Annotated in this window: 15 protein-coding genes; 10 read left to right on the top strand and 5 right to left on the bottom strand. The window is 73.5% G+C overall.

The genetic code is table 11. The features are described from left to right. Nucleotides 1-4 precede the first annotated feature (4 nt). The 6 genes from AC060L_RS09815 (at nt 5) to AC060L_RS09790 (ending at nt 8,480) form a co-directional block, all read left to right on the top strand. Entirely contained in the window at nt 5-1,963 is a 1,959-nt protein-coding gene (locus AC060L_RS09815; RefSeq protein WP_483798216.1) for a hypothetical protein, read from the top strand. Beyond that, entirely contained in the window at nt 1,960-2,763 is an 804-nt protein-coding gene (locus AC060L_RS09810; protein ID WP_483798215.1) for a hypothetical protein, read from the top strand. Before AC060L_RS09815 ends, AC060L_RS09810 begins: the two co-directional genes overlap by 4 nt. Continuing rightward, nucleotides 2,750-4,150, top strand: a complete 1,401-nt coding sequence (locus AC060L_RS09805; protein WP_483798214.1) for a lipopolysaccharide biosynthesis protein — start codon at nt 2,750-2,752, stop codon at nt 4,148-4,150. Before AC060L_RS09810 ends, AC060L_RS09805 begins: the two co-directional genes overlap by 14 nt. Nucleotides 4,151-4,192: 42 nt before the next feature. Beyond that, nucleotides 4,193-5,455: a glycosyltransferase family 4 protein gene (locus AC060L_RS09800; RefSeq protein ID WP_483798213.1), complete on the top strand. Its 1,263-nt coding sequence runs from the start codon at nt 4,193-4,195 to the stop codon at nt 5,453-5,455. 62 nt (nt 5,456-5,517) lie between these two features. Continuing rightward, on the top strand, nt 5,518-6,837 hold the full coding sequence (locus AC060L_RS09795) for a UDP-glucose dehydrogenase family protein (RefSeq protein WP_483798212.1): 1,320 nt from the start codon (nt 5,518-5,520) through the stop codon (nt 6,835-6,837). Nucleotides 6,838-6,851: 14 nt separating this feature from the next. After that, nucleotides 6,852-8,480 (top strand): glycoside hydrolase 5 family protein, encoded by a 1,629-nt coding sequence (locus AC060L_RS09790; protein ID WP_483798211.1) that lies wholly within the window; start codon nt 6,852-6,854, stop codon nt 8,478-8,480. Nucleotides 8,481-8,510: 30 nt separating this feature from the next. Here the strand turns inward: AC060L_RS09790 and AC060L_RS09785 are convergent, their stop codons facing one another. Continuing rightward, nucleotides 8,511-9,914 (bottom strand): selenium-binding protein SBP56-related protein, encoded by a 1,404-nt coding sequence (locus AC060L_RS09785; protein ID WP_483798210.1) that lies wholly within the window; start codon nt 9,912-9,914, stop codon nt 8,511-8,513. A 480-nt stretch (nt 9,915-10,394) separates the two neighbouring features. Between AC060L_RS09785 and AC060L_RS09780 the strand changes: the two genes are divergently transcribed. Continuing rightward, nucleotides 10,395-12,293 (top strand): APC family permease, encoded by a 1,899-nt coding sequence (locus AC060L_RS09780; RefSeq protein WP_483798209.1) that lies wholly within the window; start codon nt 10,395-10,397, stop codon nt 12,291-12,293. 55 nt (nt 12,294-12,348) lie between these two features. Here the strand turns inward: AC060L_RS09780 and AC060L_RS09775 are convergent, their stop codons facing one another. The 3 genes from AC060L_RS09775 to AC060L_RS09765 form a co-directional block, all read right to left on the bottom strand. Then, entirely contained in the window at nt 12,349-13,725 is a 1,377-nt protein-coding gene (locus AC060L_RS09775) for a vWA domain-containing protein (RefSeq protein ID WP_483798208.1), read from the bottom strand. Next, nucleotides 13,722-14,597 carry an AAA family ATPase gene (locus tag AC060L_RS09770; protein ID WP_483798207.1) on the bottom strand — a complete coding sequence of 292 codons (876 nt, stop codon included), beginning with the start codon at nt 14,595-14,597 and terminating at the stop codon, nt 13,722-13,724. The genes AC060L_RS09775 and AC060L_RS09770 overlap by 4 nt, the downstream gene beginning before the upstream one ends. A gap of 121 nt (nt 14,598-14,718) precedes the next feature. Beyond that, nucleotides 14,719-15,426 (bottom strand): ABC transporter ATP-binding protein, encoded by a 708-nt coding sequence (locus tag AC060L_RS09765; RefSeq protein ID WP_483798206.1) that lies wholly within the window; start codon nt 15,424-15,426, stop codon nt 14,719-14,721. Between the two features lie 152 nt (nt 15,427-15,578). Between AC060L_RS09765 and AC060L_RS09760 the strand changes: the two genes are divergently transcribed. The 3 genes from AC060L_RS09760 to AC060L_RS09750 all read left to right on the top strand — a co-directional run bounded on the left by AC060L_RS09760 (nt 15,579) and on the right by AC060L_RS09750 (nt 18,520). Next, entirely contained in the window at nt 15,579-16,418 is an 840-nt protein-coding gene (locus tag AC060L_RS09760; protein ID WP_483798205.1) for a sensor histidine kinase, read from the top strand. After that, on the top strand, nt 16,415-17,197 hold the full coding sequence (locus AC060L_RS09755) for a response regulator (protein WP_483798204.1): 783 nt from the start codon (nt 16,415-16,417) through the stop codon (nt 17,195-17,197). Before AC060L_RS09760 ends, AC060L_RS09755 begins: the two co-directional genes overlap by 4 nt. A gap of 162 nt (nt 17,198-17,359) precedes the next feature. Continuing rightward, a complete protein-coding gene (locus tag AC060L_RS09750; RefSeq protein WP_483798203.1) occupies nt 17,360-18,520 on the top strand; it encodes a DUF5954 family protein in 1,161 nt (386 codons plus the stop codon). Between the two features lie 251 nt (nt 18,521-18,771). Here the strand turns inward: AC060L_RS09750 and AC060L_RS09745 are convergent, their stop codons facing one another. After that, nucleotides 18,772-20,073 (bottom strand): AfsR/SARP family transcriptional regulator, encoded by a 1,302-nt coding sequence (locus tag AC060L_RS09745; protein WP_483798202.1) that lies wholly within the window; start codon nt 20,071-20,073, stop codon nt 18,772-18,774. Between the last annotated feature and the right edge of the window lie 2 nt (nt 20,074-20,075).

Genomic DNA, 20,075 nt, shown 5'->3' with positions numbered 1-20,075 from the left:
CCGCATGAGCAACCTCGCCTTCGCCACCGGCACCACCCCGGCGCCGGACGGCCCGCCCGCCCGCCCGCCGGTCGACGGCGAGCACAGCGCGCCGCGCTTCGGCTCCCCGCTCGCCTGGGCCGTCCTCTGGCTGACCGCCGCGGTCGGCGCGGTGCTGATCGCCGTCGCCTTCTCGATGGCCGCGACCGATGCCGCCGACACCCTGCACTACGCGGTGTTCTGGGCCGGCATGCTGCTCTTCTTCTGTCCGGCGGCCGTCGTCCTGACGCACCGCAACGTGGCACCGCGGGTCCGGTTCGGCTGGCTGCTCGGCTACGGGCTCTTCAGCTACGTGCCCAAGCTGCTGCGCAACCCCGCACAGCCGCTGTTCCACGACGAGATCGCGCACTGGCGCCAGACCACCGAGCTGGCGGCCAGTGGGCACCTGTTCCAGCCGAACTACCTGATCGGCATCGTCGCCCGGTTCCCCGGCCTGCACATCGTCACCGGCTCGGTCAGCGACGCGACCGGCCTGACGGTCTGGCAGAGCGCCCTGGTGGTCCTGGTCACCGCCCATGTGCTCGCGCTCTTCGGCGCGTTCATGCTCGGCGAGGCGCTGTTCGGCTCGATGCGGGCCGGCGCGCTGGTGGCGCTCGTCTACAGCCTCAACTCCAGCTTCGTCTACTTCGACACCGAGTTCGCCTACGAGTCGCTGGCGATGCCGTGCTTCCTGTGGTGCCTGGCCGCGCTGGCCAAGTCGCACCGCGCGACCCAGCGGCGCGAGCGGATCGGCTGGGCGGCGGGCGCGGTGCTGGCCGGCGCCGGCGCGGTGCCGACCCACCACCTGACCACCGTGCTGATGACCGGCCTGCTGCTGCTCCTGAGCGCGGTGTCCGTCCTCGCGGCGATGCGCGGCACGGCCCCGCGGGCCACCGCGGTGACCACCGTCGCGGTGACCGCGCTGGTCGGCGGCTTCGGGGTGGCCTGGCTGGTGCTGGTGGCCCCGGCCACCTTCGCCTACCTTTCGCCCTACCTCGGCGGCGGCGCCAACCAGCTGTTGCACATGTTCTCCGGCGGCAACGGCACCCGCTCGCTCTTCCAGGCGAGCACCGAGCCGTTCTACGAGCGGTACGCGGCCTTCACCGTCCCGCTGCTGATGTTCCTGCTCGCGGCGGTGGCCGTGCTGCGCCGCCGCCGGCGGCCCGACGGCATCTTCGGTGGCGACCCGCTGCTGCTCGGCCTGGGGCTCTTCGGAGTGCTGTACTTCCCGTCGCTGCCGTTCATCCTGGTCGAGTTCGGCGCCGAGGGCGCCCGGCGCAGCTGGGGGTTCACCTACATCGGCGTCGCCGTGCTGGTGGTGCCGGTGATGCTCGCCGCGCTCGACCGGGTGCAGCGGCTGACCGGGCGGCGCTGGACCTGCGCCGCACTGGTCGCGGTCATGGTGGCCGCCGACGCGCTGGTCGGCAACGTGGCGGCCGGGCTCGACGAGGACTACCGGTTCCCCGGCCCGTTCGTCTTCGGCTCCGACACCCGCTCGGTGACCGCCGAGGCGGTGAGCACCGCGCAGTGGTTCAAGGCGAACCTCGGCGCCCGGCTGCACGTGGTCTCCGACCGCTACACCGGCCTGGTCCTGGTCCGCGACGCGAACGCGCTGCCGGCCGCACCGGCCAAGGGGTTCCCGACGTACGACCTGTACTTCAACTCGACTCCGCCGTCCGCGTTCCTGGTGCACGAGCTGAGCTCCTCGGACTACACCTACCTGGTGATCGACAAGCGGACCGCCACCGAACTGCCGCAGATCGGCGTCTACTTCGAGCCGGACGAGCCGTTCGCCTTCGGTGACCGCAGCCCGATCAGCCAGCAGGACCTGGACCGCTACAACGTGCTGCCGTGGACCACCAAGGTCTACGAGAGCGACTCCTACGCCATCTACCGGTTCGACTTCCGGGCGATCGACTCGACCGTCTCCGGGGAGGCACGATGACCAGGCTCCGGCTGTTCGCCGCCCACGCCGCGCTGATCGCCGTCGCGCTGGCCGGTCACCTGCTGGTGCCGGCCGGCCCGGCCCGGGCGGTGCTGGTGCTGCCGGCCATGCTCTGGGTGCCGGGGCGGAGCCTGGTGGCCGGCTTCGGACTGGCCCGCAGCGCCGGGCGGTTCACCGCGCCGCTCTGCGTGCTGCTCAGCATCGTCGCGCTGATCGCCGGCGGGCTGCTGAGCAACCTGGCGCTCGGGCGGGTGCCGCTGGCCGTGCTGCCGATCGCGGTGAGCACCGTGCTGCTGCCGCTCACGCTGCTGGAGCGAGGCGCCGACGCACCGGCCCTGTCCGAGCTGCTGACGGCCGGGCGGCGCGGCGCGGTGTACGGCGCGAGCGTGCTGGCGGCGGCGGGGCTGCTCTGGGCGGTCACCGCCCAGCTGCCGACCACCCCGCAGCAGCCGTTCCTCTCGTTCTCGCTCGGCGGGCAGTACACCCAGCTCCAGGGCGTCCAGCCGGCCACCCCGGGGCAGCGGTTGAGCATCCCGGTGGTCGCCGACGCGACCCGGCCGACCGACCTGGCCGGGCTCCAGGTGACGGTCTCGGTGAACGGCGCCGCCGCCACCGACCCGGGCCTGCCGCTCACCCCGGGCACCGCGGACACCCAGGCCACCGCGCAGGTCTCGGCGACCGTGCCGACGACCGGCTGCCTGCACCGGGTCACGGTCTGGCTGAACCGCGGCACCCAGCAACTGCGCAGCGTGGACGTCTACCTGCGCACCGGGAAGGGGACGGCCTGTGGCGACGGCTGAGGCACCGCAGCCGACTGCCGCGGTACCTCAGACCGTTGAGGCAGCGCAGCCGACCGCTCAGGCAGCGCAGCCGTCCGGCGCACCGGCCGGCGCCCAGGCCGGCCGCCCCTCGCGCGGCCGGCTGGACGGGGCGATGCGCTCGCTGGCCGTCAACAGCCTGGGCATCATGGCCACCACCGTGGTCAACGCGCTGCTCGGCTACGGCTACTGGACGCTGGCCGCGCGGCTGATGCCCAGCACGCAGGTCGGCCTCGGCTCGGCGGCCACCTCCGCGCTGGTGATCATCTCGCTGATGGTGCACCTGGGCGCGGGCGTCGGCCTGATCGCCCGGCTGCCGCAGCGCGGGACGGCCGAGCAGTGGCGGCTCACCGTGGTCGCCACGCTGGCCGCCACCGTCGGCGGCACGCTGCTGGCCGCCGCGGTCGCCGTCTACCCGCTCGGCCTGCTGGTCGCCCCGCTGAGCGGGCTGACCCACAACCCGTGGTTCGCGCTCTGGTTCGTGCTCGGCGCGGCCGGCTGGACCGGCTCGGGCGTGCTCGACTACCTCTTCATCGCCGAGCGGCGCAGCCAGCTGATGCTGGTCCGCAACGCCGCCACCGCCGTCGCCAAGCTCGGCGGCCTGCTGGTGGTGGCGGTGCTGGACCGCGGCGCCGGTGCGATGGGGCTGGTGGTGACCTGGTCGCTCAGCGGCCTGCTGGGCACCGGCGTCGGGCTGGTGCTCTGCCACCGCCGGGTGCGGCCGCTCGGCCGGGTGCCGGTGCGCGAGGCCGGGCGCGAGCTGGTCACGCTGGCCCGGCCCTCGCTCGGCCACCACGCGGTGAGCGTGGCCGGGCTGGTGCCCACCTACCTGCTGCCGGTCGCGGTGACCGCGCGGCTGGGGGCCAGGGCGAACGCGGCGTTCTTCGTCACCTGGATGATCGGCAGCGCGATCTTCATGATCAGCCCGGCGGTCTCCTCGGCGCTCTTCGCCGAGGGGAGCAACCGCCGCGGCGGCCTGCGCCGGATCGCGCTGCGCTCGGGGCTGGTCACGGTCGGCGCGATCACCGTGCCGGCCGCGGTGCTCTGCGCGATCGGCGAGCCGGTGCTCGGGCTGTTCGGCGCGGGCTACCGGCAGGGGTACGCGCTGCTGGTGGTCCTGGTGCTGTCGGCCTTCCCCGACACGGTGAGCAACGTCGCGGTCGCCACGCTGCGGGTGCGCGGGCTGCTGAACCGGGCGGCGACGCTGAACGCCGTGATCGCGTTCACCGCGGTGGTCGGCACCTGGTTCGCCGCCCCGCGGTTCGGCATCCTGGGCGCCGGGCTGTCCTGGCTGGGCGCCCAACTGCTCGGTGCGCTGGCCGTCCTGCTGCTGCCCGGCCGGCTGCTGCCACCCCCCGACCAGCCCTGACCCGGCAGCCCCGGCCGGCCCTGCCCGAAAGGTCCCACCACCATGCGCATCCTCCAGCTCACCGACTTCTACCGGCCCACCATCGGCGGTCTGGAACGCCACGTCGAGTCGCTCTCCACCGAGTTCGTCCGGCTCGGCCACGACGTCACCGTGCTGACCCTGCAGATCGGCGACAGACCCGCGGTCGAGGAGGTGGACGGCGTGCGGATCGAACGGATCAAGAGCTGGACCGGCCGCCTCTCCGGCTTGTACGCCGACACCTCCCGCCCGTTCCACCCGACCGCCCCCGACCCGGGCGCGCTCGTGGCGCTGCGCGCGGCCGTCCGCCGCAACCGCCCCGACATCGTGCACAGCCACAGCTGGCTGCAGTACTCGTACTTCCCGCTGCACCGCGCCGCCCCCACCGGGCCCGGCCACGTCGTCACCCTGCACGACTACGGCCTGAGCTGCGCCAAGAAGACCAACCGGCACACCTCGGGCCCGTGTTCGGGCCCCTCGCTGGCCAAGTGCCTGCCCTGCGCGACGGCCGACTACGGCACGGTCAAGGGCGCCGCGCTGACCTGCGGCCTGCGCGCCTCGCGGCCGCTGCACAGCCGGGCCGACGCGTACGTCGCGATCAGCAACGCGGTCGCGCGGGCGAGCCGGCCGGCGCTGGCCGCCGACACCGACCTGCGGGTGATCCCGAGCATGGTGCCGCGCGGCATCGCCGACCTGGCCCGGACCACGCCGCGCCCGGACTTCCTGCCCGCGCAGGACGGCTACCTGCTCTTCGTCGGTGCGCTCGGCCCGCACAAGGGCGTGGACGTGCTGCTGGAGGCGCACCGGCGGCTGCGGCACACCGTCCCGCTGGTGCTGATCGGCACGCCGCGCGCCGACACGCCGCCGATCGACGACCCGGCGGTCACCGTGGTCCGGGACGTGCCGTCCGCGCAGGTGATGGCCGCCTGGCAGCGGGCCTCGGTCGCAGTGGTGCCCTCGGTCTGGGAGGAGCCGCTCGGGCAGGTCGCGGTCGAGGCGATGCTGGCCGGCCGGCCGGTGGTCGCCTCCGACGTCGGCGGTCTGCGTGACGTGGTCGAGGAGGGCGTCACCGGCCTGCGGGTGCCGCCGAGCGATCCGGGCGCGCTGGCGGCCGCGATCGACCGGCTGCTCGCCGACCCGCAGTTGCGTGAGCGGATGGGGGAGCAGGGCCGGGCCCGGGCCGGCGCCTACACGGTGGAGACCGTCGGACCGCAGGTGCTGGACCTCTTCGACGAGGTGCTGAAGCGCCGCGCCGACGCCGCCCACCGCCCGAGCAGACCGCGCTGACGCACCCCAGTGCCCCTCCAACCATTCCCCTGAAGAAGCCCCAACCGAAAGGCACCGCAGCAATGAGGATGACCGTCGTCGGAACCGGCTATCTCGGCGCCACCCACGCGGCCTGCATGGCCGAGCTCGGCCACCAGGTGGTCGGCCTGGACACCGACCAGGCGAAGATCGACCGGCTCGCCGCCGGTGAGGTGCCGTTCTACGAACCCGGTCTGGCCGACCTGTTGAAGCGCCAGATAGCCGCGGGGCGGCTGGAGTTCACCACCGACCCGGCCCGCGCCGCAGCCGGCTCGCAGGCCTTCTTCCTCTGCGTCGGCACCCCGCAGCGGCACGGCGAGTACGCCGCCGACCTGGCCCAGCTGGAGAGCGCCGCGGACACCCTGGCGCCGCTGCTCACCGAACCCTGCCTGGTGGTGGGCAAGTCCACCGTCCCGGTCGGCACCGCCGCCGCGCTCGCCGCCCGGATCCAGGCGCTGGCCCCGGCCGGCGACCAGGCCGAGCTGGTCTGGAACCCCGAGTTCCTGCGCGAGGGCCACGCGGTGGACGACACGCTGCGGCCCGACCGGATCGTCATCGGCGCCCGGAGCGCGCAGGCGGAGAAGACCATGCGGGAGATCTACGCCCCGCTGCTGGACGCCGGAGTGCCGCTGCTGGTCACCGACTTCGCCACCGCCGAGCTGGTGAAGACGGCGGCGAACGCCTTCCTCGCCACCAAGATCTCCTTCATCAACGCGATGGCCGAGGTCTGCGAGGCGGCCGGCGCCGACGTCTCCCAGCTGTCCGCCGCGCTCGCCTTCGACCCGCGGATCGGCGGCCGGTTCCTGAACGCCGGGCTCGGCTTCGGCGGTGGCTGCCTGCCCAAGGACATCAGGGCCTTCATGGCCCGGGCCGGTGAGCTCGGCGCCGACCAGGCGCTGACCTTCCTGCGCGAGGTCGACGAGATCAACATGCGCCGCCGGGTGCGCACCGTCGATCTGGCCCGCGAGCAGGCCGGCGGCTCGCTGCTCGGCCGCCGGGTGGCGGTGCTCGGCGCGGCCTTCAAGCCGGAGTCGGACGACGTCCGCGACTCGCCCGCGCTGCACGTGGCCGCCGCCGCCCAACTCGCCGGCGCACACGTGCGGGTGTACGACCCGCAGGCCACCGCGAACGCGCTGCGCACCTTCCCCGGGCTGAGCTACTCCTCCTCCGCGCGCGAGGCGGTCGAGGGCGCGCACGTGGTGCTGCTGCTCACCGAGTGGCAGGAGTTCCTCGACCTCGATCCGGCCGAGCTCGGTGAACTGGTCGCCGAGCGCCGGGTGGTGGACGGCCGCAACTGCCTGGACGTCGAGCGCTGGCGGGCCGCCGGCTGGACGTACCGCGCGCTGGGCCGCCCGCGGGTCTGATGCGGCGTCAGAAAGTGAACGGTCGCAGGCCCGCACTGCTGCTGGTGGCGGTGCTCCTGCTGGTGGCGGCGCTGCTCGTCGCGGTCGCCGTCCATCTGCTCGGCACCGGCGGCGCCGCCGGGCCGGCGAAGGGCGCCGCACCGGCGCCGGCCGCCTGCGTGCCGTGGTCCGTCCCGGCGCCCGGCCAGGGCGCGAACGAACGGCAGAGCGCCGCCCGTTCGCGCCTGGCCGGCCTGCGGCTGCTCAACTACTACCCGGCGAAGGCCCCGTGGACCGCGATGTGGAGCAACTGGCACCCGGCCCAGCTCGACACGGACTTCGCCCGGATCAGCGGCCTGGGCGGGAACGCGGTGCGCGTGACGGTCCAGCCCGACGCGTTCGGCTTCCCCACCCCCGACCCGGCCCGGCTCGACCAGCTCCGTCAGACGGTCCGAATCGCCGCCGAGCACGGCCTGACGGTCCAGCTCACCCTGTTCGACTGGTGGAGCCACTTCGGCGACACCGCCGGCAGCGACCAGTGGGCCAGGGCCGTGCTGGCGCCGTACCGGGACGATCCGCGGATCGCCTTCGTCGAGCTGAAGAACGAGGTCGACCCCGCCAACCAGACGGTGGTCCACTGGCTGCGCCATGAACTGCCGGTGCTGCGGCAGGCGGTCGGCTCCGTCCCGCTGACCGCCTCGGTGACCGGAAACGATCCGGTGGCCCAGCTGACGACCCTGAAGACCGCCCTGGCCGCCGATCCACCCGACTTCTACGACCTGCACTACTACGGGGACGCCGGCCTGGCACGGCCCACCTTCGAGGCGGCTCAGCTCGCGGTCGCGCCGGCGGCCGTGTACGTCGGCGAGACCGGCACCGCGACCGTTCCCGGCGGCGGCCCGGACCAGGACGAGGCGGCCCAGGACCTCTACCTGCGCACCGTCGAGCAGGCCGCCGCCTCGGCCGGCCTGCCCCCGGCCGCCCCGTGGATCCTCCAGGACATCGCCGCCCGCGACGTCCCCTCCGGCGCCCCCCGCGCGCCCTCCGACCTCGCCTTCGGCCTGCTGCGCGCCGACGGCAGCGAGAAGCCGGCCGCCGCCTCGATCCGCGCCGCCTTCCTCGGCCACGGCATCAGCCCCGACTTCAACGGCGACCTCACCAACGGCACCGACGGCACCGACGCCGCCCCCGAGGACTGGACCGCGCACAACGCCTCGCCCACCCAGGCCTTCTGGGACCCCGAGGACGGCCACCACGCCCCGGGCGCCGCCGTCCTCAGCGCCACCCCCGACCGCGCCAAGGACACCCCCGACTTCACCGTGGACCCGGTCCAGCAGCCCACCGCCGCCGGCCAGCAGGCCCACCTCGCCGCCTGGGTCCGCGGCGTCAACGCCACCGGGCACAACACCATCGCCATCACCTGGTTCGACCGCACCGGCCACTACCTCGGCGAGGACGACTCCGCGCAGCTCCCCCCCGGCAACACCCCCTGGCACCACCTCACCGTCGACTCCACCGCCCCACCCTGCGCCGCCGCCGCGGTCCTCGCCCTCAAGTCCCGCGGAAACACCGGCCAGGCCCGCTTCGACGACGTCACCTTCACCCTCTCCCCACCCCCGACCACCACCACGCCCACGCCGGCCGGCCCGACCGAGCTGGGCTGAGCATCGCCGGGGTGCCTCGCCCGGGTGCCCTCAGCGGAAGCAGTACGAGTCCGAGGAGGCGTCGCCGCCGGACAGGTGGGTCTGGTGCACCCGCAGGCCGTGGAACTCGGCGCCGTGCGGGAAGAAGCGGGGGTCGACGGTGAGGCCGCCGGTGGTGGTGTCGGCGTCGAGCTTGATGATCCAGGGGTCGATGCCGGCGGGGTAGAACTGGTCGTCCCAGGAGCCGTAGAGGGAGTTGGTGAGGTAGAGGCGCTTGCCGTCGCGGCTCAGCTCGACCATCTGCGGGCCGCCGGTGAGCGGGGTGTCCGGGGCCGTCGGGTGCGGGGCGCGGCCGGTGATGCCGCCGAGGCGGATCGAGGAGGCCAGGCGGGGGTGGAAGGGGTCGGCGACGTCGTACTGGAAGAGCTCGCCGGTGCCCCAGGCGGAGACGTAGAGCCAGCGGTCGTCGACCGAGAGGTTGATGTCGGTGACCAGCGGCGGTACCGCGCCGAAGGGTTGCAGGGCCGGCGGCAGGTCCTCGGTCTTCGCGGGTTCGGCCGGGATCTCGATCACCTTGCGGACGGCGAAGCGGTCGCCGTCGCGGTACCAGAGCCAGACCGAGGCGGCGAGGTCCAGCACGTTGGTCACCACGCCGACGAAGCCCCACTGCTGCTCGGGGTCGTGCGCCGGGCGCAGCTCCAGCACCATCTGCTGCTCGTCGCCGAGATCGACCCGCTGCAGGTGGCGGCCGGAGTCGAGCTCCCAGAAGTGCAGCGCGTGTCCGTAGCGGCGCCCGAGCAGCAGGTCCGGCACGACGCCGTCCTCGACCATCGAGGGCGTGCCCCACTCGCTGGTGATGCCGACGTTGGCGCCGAGGTGCCACCAGACGTCGTAGGCGAGGTGCTGCGGCCCCCGGTCGGTCTCCCAGGCGCGCAGCACCTCGAAGGTGGTGTGGTCGAGGAGTGCGACGCCGCCTGGGCCGTCGGCGCCGTTCGCGCCGCCGAGGCAGGAGAGGAAGACGCCGTCGGGGCCGCAGTGCAGCGTGTGCGGGCGCGAGTAGCCGGCCTTCGTGGCGAGCTCCTCGGCGCTGACGGTCTTGATCAGCCGGGGACGGACGGGGTCGGGTCGGGTGTCCATCACGTGCAGCCGGGAGGAGCGCAGGCCGGGCAGCAGCAGGTAGCGCCGCTCGGGGTTCTCGTGGCAGGCGTGGGCCAGCGCGCTGGAGCAGGCGTTCCAGCCGAAGTGGTGCAGCTCGTCGCCGAGGCCCGGGAGTTCGGCGAGGTTGAGGACGCGGCCGTAGCTCGGCGACTCGGGGTCGGTGTCGATGGTGATCAGCGCGTCCGGGCGGCGGGCGGTGCGGTCGAAGCCGGCGACGTAGGCGAGCTTCTCCGGCGGCGCGGCGATCGCGTCCGCGGGCGTGCGGTAGAGGGACGGGTCGGTGTGGGCCTCGGGCAACGGGACTCCTCCACAACGGGGCTCGACTGCAACACCGGGCTGGGCCGGCGACGGAGACGCAGCCTCGCACGGCTGCCCCGGCGCACAGCAGGCGTACGGATCGGCGCGCAAGGTGCGCGGCGCCGGCGCCGGCGCCCGAGCCGGACGCGGAGCCGGAAACGCCCGAATGTGACGCGTACCACGCCGCATTGGTCACCCGGTGCGTCTTGACGCCTCCGTAGCGCATCCCTGGCAGGTATCTGACGCCGCCCTAACGCCCCTTTAACGCGTTGCCGTGCCCCCGTCCACCTTCACCCCGGCCACCGCGCGTTAGTCTCTGGCACGCTCGCTCATCACTTCGCGGTGGAGGGTGCGCCGCTGACTCGCCCACCAGGTTGGGGGCGGGTCGTCCCGATGTAGACGAACCGCTAGGAGTTCACGGTGGTCCCCTCCGCCAGCCCAGGCACTGCGCCCGCAGTGTCGGACCGTCTTCGAGACTGGTTGCTCGAAGACATAGACCGGGCCAAACAGACGCCCGACACCGCGCCTGCCCACCCGGAGGAGGAGAGGCAGGTCTGGTGGCGGACCATGTGCCTGACCGGCCTCGACTACTTCTCCACGCTGGGCTACCAGCCGGGCATCGCGGCGCTCGCGGCCGGTCTGCTGTCGCCGATCGCCACCATCGTGCTGGTGATCGTCACGCTGCTCGGCGCGCTGCCCGTCTACCGCCGGGTGGCGGAGGAGAGCTCGCAGGGCGCCGGCTCGATCGCGATGCTGGAGCGACTGCTGCCGTCCTGGAAGGGCAAGCTCTTCGTGCTGGCCCTGCTGGGCTTCGCGGCCACCGACTTCCTGATCACGATCACGCTCTCGGCCGCCGACGGTGCCGCGCACCTGGCGGAGAACCCGATCTTCAGTGGGTTCCTCGGCGGCCACCAGATGATCATCACGCTGTTCCTGATAGCCCTGCTCGGGGCGATCTTCCTGAAGGGCTTCTCCGAGGCCATCGGCCTCGCGGTCGTCCTGGTCGGCGTCTACCTCGCGCTGAACGTGGTCGTCGTGGCCGTCGGTCTGTGGAAGCTGATCGAGGCCCCGCACCTGACGGTGGACTGGACGCACGCGCTGACCCAGCAGCACGGCAACCCGATCGTGATGGTCGGCGTCGCGCTGATCGTCTTCCCGAAGCTCGCGCTCGGCATGTCCGGCTTCGAGACCGGCGTGGCCGTCATGCCGCACATCAAGGGCGACCCGGGCGACGACCCGGCCAAGCCCGCCGGCACGATCCGCGGCACCAAGAAGCTGCTGACCACGGCCGCCGTGATCATGAGCGGCTTCCTGATCACCACCAGCCTGATCACCACCGTGCTGATCCCGCAGTCGGCGTTCAAGGACGGCGGCCCGGCCAACGGCCGCGCGCTCGCCTACCTGGCGCACCAGGACCTGGGCTCGGTCTTCGGCACCGCCTACGACTTCTCCACCATCGCGATCCTCTGGTTCGCCGGCGCCTCGGCGATGGCCGGCCTGCTGAACCTGATGCCCAAGTACCTGCCGCGCTACGGCATGGCGCCGCACTGGGCCCGCGCGATGCGGCCGATGGTGATCGTCTTCATCCTGCTCTCCTTCCTGGTCACCTGGATCTTCGACGCCAACGTGGACGCGCAGTCCGGCGCGTACGCCACCGGCGTCCTGGTGCTGATGACCTCCGCCGCGATCGCGGTCACCATCTCCTCGCGGCGCAAGGGCCAGCGCAACTGGTCGGTGATCTTCGGCGTCATCTCGGTGGTCTTCATCTACACCACCGTGGCCAACATGCTGGAGCGGCCCGACGGTCTGAAGATCGGCGCCTGCTTCATCGCCGGCATCATCCTGGTCTCGATCCTGTCCCGGGTGGTCCGCGCCTTCGAGCTGCGCGTCACCAGCGTGGTGCTGGACGACGTCGCCGCCGGCTTCGTGCGTGAGCTGGCCCGCCGCAAGGTGCAGTTCATCGCGATGAAGCCGCAGCACAACGACATCGCGTCGTACCGCGACAAGCTGCAGATGATCCGCTCCGACCACGGCCTGCCGACTGCGGACGACTTCGTCTTCGTCGAGGTCAGCGTCGGCGACCCGTCCGACTTCGAGTCCGAGCTGACCGTGCGCGGCGAGGTCCGGCACGGCCGCTACCGGGTGCTGACGCTGCAGAGCTCGACCATCCCGAACGCGCTGGCCGCCCTGCTGCTGCACGTGCGCGACGAGACCGGCGGGCGTCCGCACATCTACTTCGACTGGACCGAGGGCAACCCGATCTCCCAGCTGCTGCGCTTCCTGCTGCTCGGCCAGGGCGAGGTCGCCCCGCTGACCCGCGAGGTGCTGCGCGAGGCGGAGCCGGACCGCAACTGCCGGCCCAAGGTGCACGTGGGCTGACGCTCGCAGAGCGGTGAACGAGGAGGGGAGGGCCGCGGCCCTCCCCTCCTCGTCGTCATACCGGCAGCACCCGGGCCACGATCTCGCCGAGCTGCCGGGCGTTGCGGCAGGCGTGCATCTCGACCAGCTCCGCGTAGCGCAGCGCCGCCGAGTCCCCGGTGCCCCAGAGCTCCGCCCGCTCCGGGTTGAGCCAGTACACCCGCCGGGCCCGCCGGCCGATCTGCCGCAGCGCGGCCAGGTTCGGATCCCACCCGTTCGTCCGGGCGTCCCCGAGCACCAGCACGCAGCTGCGCGGCCCGACCGCGTCCAGATGCCGTTCGACGAACTCGCCGAGCGCCGCGCCGTAGTCACTGCTGCCGTGGTAGCCGGCCACCTTGGCCTGCGTCATGATCCGCTGCCCGAGCGCCTCCGGAGCGGACGAGCCGCCCGAGCCGGCCGTGATCAGCCCGGTCACCTCGGCCGTGCGGTTGACGAACGCGAACACCCGGACCTTGCTGAACTGGTCGCGCAGCGCCTGCACCAGCAGCATGGTGAAGCTCGCGAAGCCCGCCACCGAACCCGAGACGTCGCAGAGCAGTACCAGCTCCGGGCGCCCGGGCCGGCGCCGCCGGTAGGCCGGGCGCAGCGGCACCCCGCCGGTGGAGAGCGAGCGCCTCAGCGTGCGGCGCAGGTCGATCCGGCCGTGCGCGGCCTGCCGGCGGCGCGCGGCCAGCCGGGTGGCGAGCTTGCGGGCCAGCGGCTGGACGGTGCGCCGCAGCTCGATCAGCTGCTCGCGGCCCGCGAGCAGGAAGTCGATCCGGTCGGCGCTGGGCGCGATCGCGCGCTGCGCGATCTCCTCGGTGCCGCGCAGCTCCGCGACCCGCCGCCGGGCCTCGGTCGCGACCAGGCCGCGGAACAGCTCGATCCGGCGGCGGATCTCGTCCGCGGTCAGCCGGTCGGTGAACGCCGGGTCGCCGGCGTCCGGCCCGGCGCCGGCCCGCAGGCCGGCCAGCACCCGGGCGAGCAGCGTCTGCGGCCGCAGCCGGTCCAGCGTCTGGTGCGCGGACCAGCCGTCCGAGCCGGGCGTCGCGCCGTAGCCACCGAGCGCCTGGACGGCCTCGGCGGCCAGCCGGGCGAGCATCGCCCGGTCGTCGGCCGCGAGCGCCTGGGCCAGCCGCTCGCGCAGGTCCTCGTCCGACACCTCCGGGGCCCCGACCGAGAGCGGGAAGAAGAGGTCGAAGGTCGCGTCGAAGACCGCCCGATGCCCGTCGGTCCGCAGCAGCGCCGCGGCCAGCCCGGCCCGGACCTGCTCCCGGTCGGCCAGCCCGAGCACGGCGAGCACCTGCGCGGCGTCCACCGTCTCGCTCGGGCCGATCCGCAGGCCGTGCCCGCGCAGCGCGTGCACGAAGCCGGTCAGCCGCTCGGGCAGCGCGCGCGGCGCCGCCGCGGTCACGACAGCGCCAGCTTCTCGACGGCCGTGAGCACGTCTTCCTGGTGCTTGAGGATCACGCCGAGGCTCTCGCGGATCACGCTCTCGTGCAGCGAGTCGGCGCCGAGCGCGAGCAGCGTGCGGGCCCAGTCGATGCTCTCGGCGACCGACGGCGCCTTGCGCAGCTCCATCGCCCGCAGCGCGCCGACCACCTGCACCAGCGAGTCGGCCAGCACCTCGTCCAGCCCCGGCACCTTCAGCCGGACGATCCGCCGCTCCAGCTCGGCTTCGGGGAAGTCCAGGTGCAGGAACAGGCAGCGGCGGCGCAGCGCCTCGGAGAGCTCCCGGGTCGCGTTCGAGGTGAGCACCACGAACGGCCGCCGGGTCGCGGCGATGGTGCCGAGCTCGGGCACGGTCACCTGGAAGTCGCTCAGCACCTCCAGCAGCAGGCCCTCCACCTCGACGTCGGCCTTGTCGGTCTCGTCGATCAGCAGCACCGTCGGCTGGTCGCCGCGGATCGCGGTGAGCAGCGGGCGGGGGAGCAGGAACTCCTCGCTGAAGATGTCGGTGCGGGCGTCGTCCCAGCTCTCGCCCTGCCCGGCGGTGATCCGCAGCAGCTGCTTGGCGTGGTTCCACTCGTAGAGCGCGCGGGCCTCGTCCAGGCCCTCGTAGCACTGGAGGCGGACCAGCCGGGCGCCGGCCACCGCGGCGACGGCCTTGGCCAGCTCGGTCTTGCCGACCCCGGCCGGCCCCTCGATCAGCAGCGGCTTGCCGAGCCGGTCGGCCAGGAAGACGGTGGTGGCCACCGCCGTGGAGGCCAGGTAGCCCGCCTCGGCGAGCCGTTGGGCCACCTCGTCCACCGAGCTGAAGAACCCCGTTGTGACCTGCTCGCCCATCCGGTCAACTCCCCGTCCCGTGCCTGCGATTACCTCTGGGTAACGTACCGCACCACGCGCCGGGGGAGTCAGGGCCGCCCGTTCACGGCGTCCGTTCACGGCGTCCGCTTGCGCCGCCCGCTCACGGCGTCCGTTCGAGCGTGCTCTCGCGGGCCACCCGGCCGTCCGCGAACTCGATCAGCCGGCTGGCGCACCGGGTGGCGAGCGTGCGGTCGTGCGTCACCATCAGCAGCGTCTGGCCGATCTGGTTGAGGTCCAGCAGCAGGTCCATCACCTGCTCGCCCGAGCGGCTGTCCAGCGCGCCGGTCGGCTCGTCCGCCAGCAGCAGCGCCGGGCGGTTCATCAGCGCCCGGGCCACCGCGACCCGCTGGCGCTCGCCGCCGCTCAGCGCGGCCGGGTAGACGTTGCGCCGGTCCGCGATGCCCAGCTCGTCCAGCAGCTCCAGCGCCCGCTTGCGGGCCTGCGAGGCGGACGCGCCGGTCAGCTGCGCGGCCAGGGCCACGTTGTCCAGCGCCGGCAGGTCGTCGATCAGGTTGAAGAACTGGAAGACCATCCCGATCCGGCGGCGCCGGAACAGCGCCAGCCCGGTCTCGTTCAGCGTGCCGAGGTCGTCCCCGTCCACCACGACCGACCCGGCGGTCGGGCGGTCCAGCCCGGCGACCATGTTCAGCAGCGTGGACTTGCCGCAGCCCGAGGGACCCATCACCGCGACCGCCTCGCCGGCCCGGATCTCCAGTGACACACCGTCCAGTGCCACCGAGTCGCCGTACTCCTTGCGCACGCCGTCCAGCCGGACGACGACGCGACCCGTGTTCTCGTCAGTACTCATGACACCAGAAGGTATCCGCGCCGCCCGGGCCGGGAATCAGCCCGCGGGCCTATCCCGGCGCCCGGGTCATCCTGGGGATGTACCGGCCCGGCTCCGATCTCTGGACCCGGGGGTGGATGCGCGCCACCCGGCCGACCTGGGAAGCTGTGCGGGTGGGGAGTACTGGGACGGGGTTGTTGATCGCCGCGCTGGCCGCGGCCTGCGCGCTCGCCGGCTGGCTGGCGGTGGCGATGGTCCGCGCTCGGCGCCGGCACCGGCAGAGCGTGGAGGAGCGCGGCTGGCTGCTGGAGCGCGAGCGGGAGAGCGCCGCGCGCACCGCGGTGGGCGCCGAACGGGCGCGGATCGCGCGCGAGTTGCACGACATCGTGAGTCACAACGTGAGCGTCATGGTGGTCCAGGCAGGCGCCGCCCGCGAGGTGCTGGCCAGCGTGCCGGACGCGGCCGCGGCGGCCCTGCTGGCGGTTGAGGGCGCCGGGCGGGACGCGATGAAGGAGCTTCGGCACCTGCTCGGCCTGCTCGCGCCCTCGCCGGACGGGGACGAGAGCGAGGAGCCCGATCTCGCGCCGCAGCCGAGCCTGAGCAGGCTCAGCGCGCTGGTCGACCGCTTCGCCTTCGCCGGCCTGCCGGTCGAGGTGCGGATCTCCGGCGAGCACCGGGAGCTGCCGGTCGGTGTCGATGTGACGGCATATCGGATCGTGCAGGAGGCGCTGACCAATGCGCTGCGGCACGGCGACGGGGGGAAGGCCGAAGTGACGGTGCGTTACGCGGATCTCTATCTGCGGGTGGAGGTGCTGAACAGCGGGCCGAGCGTGCTGGCGGGCGGCGGTGCGTCGCGTGCCGACCGGCAGTCGCCGCGCTCGGCCGACGGCGCCGGGCGCGGACTGCTCGGACTGCGCGAGCGGGTCGCGGTCTACGGCGGGGACCTGGACGCGCGCCGCCGGCTCGGCGGCGGCTACCGGGTGCGCGCGCGGATACCGCTGGACCGGGCATGAGCGACACCGCCGGCGGCATCGCCGGAAACACCGCAGGTGACGTCACCGCTGTCGAGGCCGTGCCGCGGGTGCTGATCGTCGATGACCAGGCACTCGTCCGGACCGGTTTCCGGATGATCCTGACCGCCCGCGGCCTCGACGTGGTCGGCGAGGCGGCCGACGGCGTCGAGGCGGTCGCGGCCGCCCGCACGCTGCGGCCGGACGTGGTGCTGATGGACATCCGGATGCCGAACATGGACGGCCTGGAGGCGGCCCGCCGGATCCTCGCCCAGGACCCGGCCTGCAAGGTGATCATGCTGACCACCTTCGACCTGGACCGCTTCGTCTACTCCGCGCTGGCGGTCGGCGCGAGCGGGTTCCTGCTCAAGGACGTCACCGCCGAGCACCTGGCGGCGGCCGTCCGCCTGGTCGGCACCGGGGACGCGCTGCTCGCGCCGTCGATCACCCGGCGGCTGGTGGAGCGGTTCGCGGGGGAGGGGACCGGGGCGCCGGGGCCGGCGGCCGGGACCGGAGCCGGGAGTGACACTGCGGCTCCCGCGCCGGCCGTTCCCGCCGTGCACCGCAACCTGGCGGTGCTGACGCCCCGTGAGCTGGAGGTGCTGACGCTGATGGGGCGCGGCCTCTCCAACGCCGAACTGGCGGCCCGGCTCGTGCTCAGCGAGGCGACGGTGAAGACCCACGTGGCCCGGATCTTCGCCAAGCTGACGCTGCGCGACCGGGCGCAGGCGGTGGTCCTCGCGTACGAGACCGGACTGGTCGCGCCGGGGGAGACCGACTAGATCTGCCGTCCGGCGGATCTCGCCGGGCGGCCCCGATCGCGTCAACCCCGTTCGCCGCACTACTCGTTCGGAGGAGATCGATCCCTTCGGCGCACAGTGCGGCCGCTGCCGGGCATGCTGACAGCACGTGGGCGGCACGGCGTGCAGGGAGGCAGCGGTCTGATGAACGAGGCGGATACGGTTCCCGGATACCGGACCATCCGGGTCACCGCGCCGCTGGATCCGGCTGCGGAGCAGGCCGATCTGGAGGCGTGGCAGGCGCGCGAGAAGTACCCCACCATGGCGGGCGCCGGCCCGGCGCTCTTCGGGATCGGCCGGGAGCGGGACGAGGGCGGCTGGCTGGTGGTGTCCTCGTTCACCACCTCGGATCCGCAGAGCGCCCGGGACGACATGTCCTCCGTCTTCCGGAGGCTGGCCCAGGAGGCCGAGCAGGCGGGCGACGAGGCGGGGCGGGCCGAGGCACAGGCAGCAGCCGAGCGGATGGACTGGGAGGCGATCGACGAGCTGACGGTGCTCGGCTCCCGCTACCGGGTGCTGCGCGCCGAGCCGTTCATCCGCACCGGGCCGAGCGGACCGGAGCCACCGCGCCCCGGCGACCCGGATCCGGCCGAGGTCGGCGAGGGGCTGCGGGCGGACGATCCGACCAAGGGCTTCGTGATCGACCCGATCACGAAGACCGGCATGTCCGAGGGGATCCTGAAACTCGAACTGATCGGGCTGGCCCACAAGGAGGGCACGGTCCCGCCGGACGTCCACCGGGACAGCGTGCGGGCGCTGCGGCGCCACCCCGGCGGGGCGCTGCTGCCGGCCGCGTTCCTGGTGGCGGAGCAGGAGAACGGGCGCTGGAAACCGATCTCCCCCAGCATCATGACCACCCCGCAGGCCGCGCGGGACTGGATCGCCGCGGAACTGCGCGTGATGGCACCCGTGATGCTCGGGCTCAGCCCGGCGAAGCGCGCGGTGTACGCGCGCGCCGCCGATCGGCTGGACCGGACCCGCGCGGACGAGCTGACCGTGGCCGGCCGTCGCCTCCGGGTGGTCCGGGCCGACCGCCTGATCCGGATCGGCCCGGACGGCCCGGAGGGCCCGCGGCGCTCGGACCGCAGCGACCAACTGCCGGTGATGGTCCAGGAACAGCAGCTGATCGCCGCCGGCAACTACCCGCCGGACGAGAACGAGCCGCTGGAACTGAGCGAGGGCACCCGTGAGTTGATGGCGCTCTGGGAGAAGGAACGGGAACGCCGCCGAGCCGACCGGGCCGAGCGGGATGCGCGGGCCGAGCACGGGCAGCAGCCGGAACAGGAGGAGCGTGAGGGGAACTAACCGCCCTGGAGTTCGGCAGGCACTCCCACCGTCCTGACGGGACCGGTCGGAAGCGGGTCGGAAGCGGTGGCGCCTGGCTGCGGAAGCGGACGGGGTGCTGGAGTGGGTCACGGCGGGGTCGGGACGACCGCGGGCCCGGCGCGACCGACGGCGCACCGCAAGGGGGCGTGGCGATGCTGGGGAGGCTGTCGATCGGCCGGTGGGCCGCGGGTCCCGGCCTTGCCGGCGGCGGGCCGCGGCGGCCCGTGCCGTCACTGCTGCAGCAGGTCCAACTCCTGCAGGACCTTCTCGAGTGGCGACAGGTCGGTCCTGACCAGGTCCTCGGGGCGGATCACGATCCGCAACTCCGGTGCGACGGGCAGGCGGGTCAGGCAGCTGCGGACGAAGGTCTCGGCGATCAGCGCCGCCAGCCGGCCCCGGTCCAGCTCGATGACCCGGGCCAGGCCCGAGCCGAGCAACGGCACCGCGATCGGCTGGTACTGCCCCTGGCGTGCCACGGCCACCCAGAGCTTGTCCAGGCTCAGCCGCAGATCCGCCGGGTCCGAGCGGGCGATCAGGTCGTTGCCCAGCTGAGAGTAGGCCGTCGCGAAGACCCGACGGCCGTCGACCGGGACGGCCACCGTCGTGCCGATCGGATAGCGGATGCGCCGGCCGCGTGGCTTGTCCTGCGCGCTCTCCCGGCCGACCGCGGGGACCGACCGCAGACCCTGGCGCAGCCGCTCGTCCAGCAGCTTGCGATGCCCGTCGAAGAGCCGGTCGACCAGCTGACCCTGGACGCTCCTGCGGCTGATCACGAGGTCATGGTCGGTGGAGGTGTCGAACGTGTCGGTGAACCCGACCACGAGGTTTGCGTCCGCCTGGTCGAACAGGTCGCCGCGCACCACGACGACCTCGACCGATCGGCCCGGCACCCGGTGGCGCAGCAGCTCCCCGTGCAGCCGCTCGCGCATCCGGGCCCGCAGCAGGTCGAGCGTGGACGCCCACGCGGGATCGTCCGGCCGCTCCCGCGCCATCGCCTCGGCGACCGGCAGGGCCAGTTCGAAGCGGCCCAGTTCGATCTGGCAGCGGACCAGTTCGCTCCGGGCGCTGTCCTGGAGTTTGGTCAGCCGGCGGACCAGCGGCTCGGCGAAGCGCTCGCCGTTCACCTCGGCGAGCAACTGGCCCCGGACCGTCAGCAGCGCCTCCCGGAGCCGGTGCGCGGCTGTCGCCGGCGGGGCGTGGAAGGCACTGTTGATCAGCTCGGTGAAGTGCGCGCTGTCCAGCTCCTGCGGGCCCAGCACCAGTCGGTAGGCCGTCTGCGCCCCGCGTGCGGTCGGCAGTTGCTCGGTGCGCAGGGTGCGGGCGGCCGCGCCGTCCGACCCGGGGTCCAGCGCACGCCGAAGCTCCAGGACCCGCTTCTGCACCTCGTTGCGGCTTCGCTGTGCCTGGTGTGGCAGGTCGGCGTCCAGACCCCATACGTCGCGGCGCAGTTGCTGAACCGGCACCGCCTCGCCTTCAGCCGCCACCAGCCGCGCCAGCAGTCGGGTCGTCAGCGGCGTCAGTCGTTTGGGCACGC

This window comes from Kitasatospora sp. NEAU-69 (assembly GCF_057158765.1).
This window is presented reverse-complemented; position numbering and strand designations above follow the sequence as displayed.

Coding starts and splice junctions, on each gene's coding strand:
- AC060L_RS09815 (WP_483798216.1), top strand. CDS start 5: ATGAGCAACCTCGCCTTCGCCACCGGCACCACCCCGGCGCCGGACGGC.
- AC060L_RS09755 (WP_483798204.1), top strand. CDS start 16,415: ATGAGCGACACCGCCGGCGGCATCGCCGGAAACACCGCAGGTGACGTC.
- AC060L_RS09810 (WP_483798215.1), top strand. CDS start 1,960: ATGACCAGGCTCCGGCTGTTCGCCGCCCACGCCGCGCTGATCGCCGTC.
- AC060L_RS09795 (WP_483798212.1), top strand. CDS start 5,518: ATGAGGATGACCGTCGTCGGAACCGGCTATCTCGGCGCCACCCACGCG.
- AC060L_RS09750 (WP_483798203.1), top strand. CDS start 17,360: ATGAACGAGGCGGATACGGTTCCCGGATACCGGACCATCCGGGTCACC.
- AC060L_RS09800 (WP_483798213.1), top strand. CDS start 4,193: ATGCGCATCCTCCAGCTCACCGACTTCTACCGGCCCACCATCGGCGGT.
- AC060L_RS09765 (WP_483798206.1), bottom strand. CDS start 15,426: ATGAGTACTGACGAGAACACGGGTCGCGTCGTCGTCCGGCTGGACGGC.
- AC060L_RS09770 (WP_483798207.1), bottom strand. CDS start 14,597: ATGGGCGAGCAGGTCACAACGGGGTTCTTCAGCTCGGTGGACGAGGTG.